General features: G+C 44.3%; 4 protein-coding genes. All 4 read right to left on the bottom strand.

Annotated features, from left to right (window positions below; all coding sequences use genetic code 11):
- Positions 1-38: 38 nt before the first annotated feature.
- From WMO29_RS16585 to WMO29_RS16570, 4 genes are read right to left on the bottom strand one after another with little or no spacing between them, the layout of a single operon-like run.
- On the bottom strand, positions 39-1,061 hold the full coding sequence (locus tag WMO29_RS16585) for a hypothetical protein (RefSeq protein WP_349165544.1): 1,023 nt from the start codon (positions 1,059-1,061) through the stop codon (positions 39-41).
- The gene (locus WMO29_RS16580; protein WP_435391207.1) at positions 1,021-1,422 is read right to left on the bottom strand and encodes a PrgI family protein; all 402 of its coding nucleotides are present in this window, start codon (positions 1,420-1,422) and stop codon (positions 1,021-1,023) included. The genes WMO29_RS16585 and WMO29_RS16580 overlap by 41 nt, the downstream gene beginning before the upstream one ends.
- Positions 1,423-1,482: 60 nt before the next feature.
- On the bottom strand, positions 1,483-2,355 hold the full coding sequence (locus WMO29_RS16575; protein WP_173816643.1) for a VirB6/TrbL-like conjugal transfer protein, CD1112 family: 873 nt from the start codon (positions 2,353-2,355) through the stop codon (positions 1,483-1,485).
- Between the two features lie 3 nt (positions 2,356-2,358).
- Positions 2,359-2,445 carry a Maff2 family mobile element protein gene (locus WMO29_RS16570; RefSeq protein ID WP_118672908.1) on the bottom strand — a complete coding sequence of 29 codons (87 nt, stop codon included), beginning with the start codon at positions 2,443-2,445 and terminating at the stop codon, positions 2,359-2,361.
- Between the last annotated feature and the right edge of the window lie 38 nt (positions 2,446-2,483).

Below are 2,483 nucleotides of genomic sequence, written 5' to 3'. Positions count from 1 at the left end.
TAGTGCCTGATTTTGTCCTTCAACTACGAAGGCTTTGTTCAGGAACGAGTCGCACGAATATCCATGTCATAACCGGAGCGTACCGCTTTCTTCTGCTCCTCAATCTTCATCTTCTGGATATTCGTCAACGCACCTTTCAACATCTTGATTGCCTTAACCGGGTCCATCGTCTGCAAGTGCATGGTAATGGTCAGGTTATCATCAAGGTCAAGCAGCTTTTTTAACAGTTCATCATCAAACTTCGGAGCGATGATGTCCAGATAGTGAACACTGCCATACATCTTTCCCGCCTTAAAACGGCTCGGATAGCGAAAGTCAAATCCCGGCGGGGCAATATAATCTTTCACGCTTTTTCCGGACTCTGCCAGCTCCTGAAAAGAAAAACGGAAAGGCTCCATGGTATCCTGATTAAAATACTCATGCAGGATACGCAGGCGTTCCTTTCCGTCAAGACTTTTTGCGTGTGTGCCAAGATTGGTAAAATTCTTAATTACATCGGCTTCTATGCTGGCAAGTTTTGCCCTCGCCTCCTTGAAGCCTCTGCTCTCAATCCCGAAAATCAGATACTTTGATTTTATAATACCGTTATTCCCCTTTGCTGCCTGTTTCTTTAACATCTGCGTATATTCCTCACGAATATCGTCAAAGTCATCGCCCTGCAAAGGAATGTCAAACTGGTCAATTAAGGTCTGCTCGTTGACCTGCCGATTGAACAGAAACAGCTCAAACTTAATAGACGGGTCAAAATAATTGATAAGCCTGCTGTATTCCTCCAGTATTTCCCCCTTATCCTCGATTTCCAAAAGGTCATAGTTTATATCATAAAACTCTACCATTTTTGTATAAAACGTAGAAGTTACCTGACAGATACCGTCCCGATACATCTTTTTGAATGTTATGGTTTTCTGTGCCGTAGTCGGTTTCTCTGCGTTTTTATGGCTGCCTGCAAGCTGCCGTTTCAGCTTGACAAGCCGTTTTCTTTCTGCAAAGTTAAGTCCCGGCTTCGATTTCGTATTTTTCTTATGTCCGTCCGGCTTTTCTGCCGTTTGCTTTTTCTTCAAGCTCATACACCTCCTTTTTCATTCGTTCCGTTTCTTCCAACTGTCTGTAAAGATTTTCTGATTTATAGGGGCGTATCCCCGGCACGAGAAATTTCTGCCGTATCATAAAATACAGAATTTTCTCTGCCGGAAACCCGTCCTTTTCATACATTGCCAGAAAGAAAAACGGCAGCATAAGGGCTACCATAAGAAGTGCCGCTGCCTGCGTACCGAGGATTCCCTTTGTAAAAATATAAAAAGGGATTCCCACTGCACCGGCACTTCCGAAACAAATAAGCTGACGTTTCGTTAAGTTCATCGCCACTTTTGTCTTAATACTGCTTAAATTCTTTGGCACTGCCACTGAAATTGCCATAAGCATCACAGCCGGAACGGGCATGAACCCTCCGGCTGCTTCCTCCTTTCCGTTCTGCAATACCTGCTAATGGGCATTCCAGATTGATTTTGCAAGGGAACCTGTCTTAAATAAACTGAAACACAGGATAACGGTATACGCTGCCACCGACCATAGTGCCGTGTGCAGATTGTCCGCCACCGTAATGCCGGATACCAGCACCGCATAAATTGCCACGCACACCATAATAAAAAATCCCTGAAATGCCAGTGAACAAAGTCCCTTGATATAATTGTTGCCGATACCGCCCCATTCCCTGTTGCTGAATGTCGCAAAGGGAACAGGTGCTACTGAAACATAAAGGTAAATTTCAATCATTCTCCCGTAAAGCATGACGGTAATAAGCAGGGAAATGATTTTCATACATAAGCTGACAATCATGGTTTCGATACCAAGCCCGATCAGTTCTCCGATTTCCATTGTTTCAAGCTGGCTCTCAAACATCGTCTGCAAGGTATCTGCCACGTCAATATTCGTAGAGCCGGAGATAATGCCTCCCGCCCTTGTCACGATATGGTTTCCCACGTCAAAAATAGCCATTGTGATGTCAAACGTATAACTGAGCAGTAAAACAGCAATACACGCTTTGATGAGGTAGCGAAAGAAAAATTCACTTCCTACCTCGTGCATATTATTCTTATCCATGACCATTGTAATCAGCTCATAGCAGAGTATCGCACTGATAATCATACCCGCTATGGGTATCATCACATTTTCCGAAAGATTTTCTATCATGGAAAACACTCCGCTGTTCCACGAGCTGGGTGTTCTGCCAACCTCTCCGGCGATAGTTCCGACTTTCCCATTTACATCTGTAAACATCGTAGAGAGATTGTCCATCACCCACCCTTGCAGCATTTCCTTTATAAATTCAGTTATCTTGTCAAGAATTGCTCCCATGACTTAGGAGAACAGACTTGTAAGCTGTGGAATTACCGTCTGTGCCACAATTACAATACCGCCGCCCGCCATAAGCTGTTTTATCCCCAATTAGGTGTAAAACTCTGCTCGATGGCGGGCGGCGGCGT

The organism is Laedolimicola intestinihominis, from assembly GCF_040096155.1.
Lineage (GTDB): Bacteria > Bacillota > Clostridia > Lachnospirales > Lachnospiraceae > Laedolimicola > Laedolimicola intestinihominis.
This window is presented reverse-complemented; position numbering and strand designations above follow the sequence as displayed.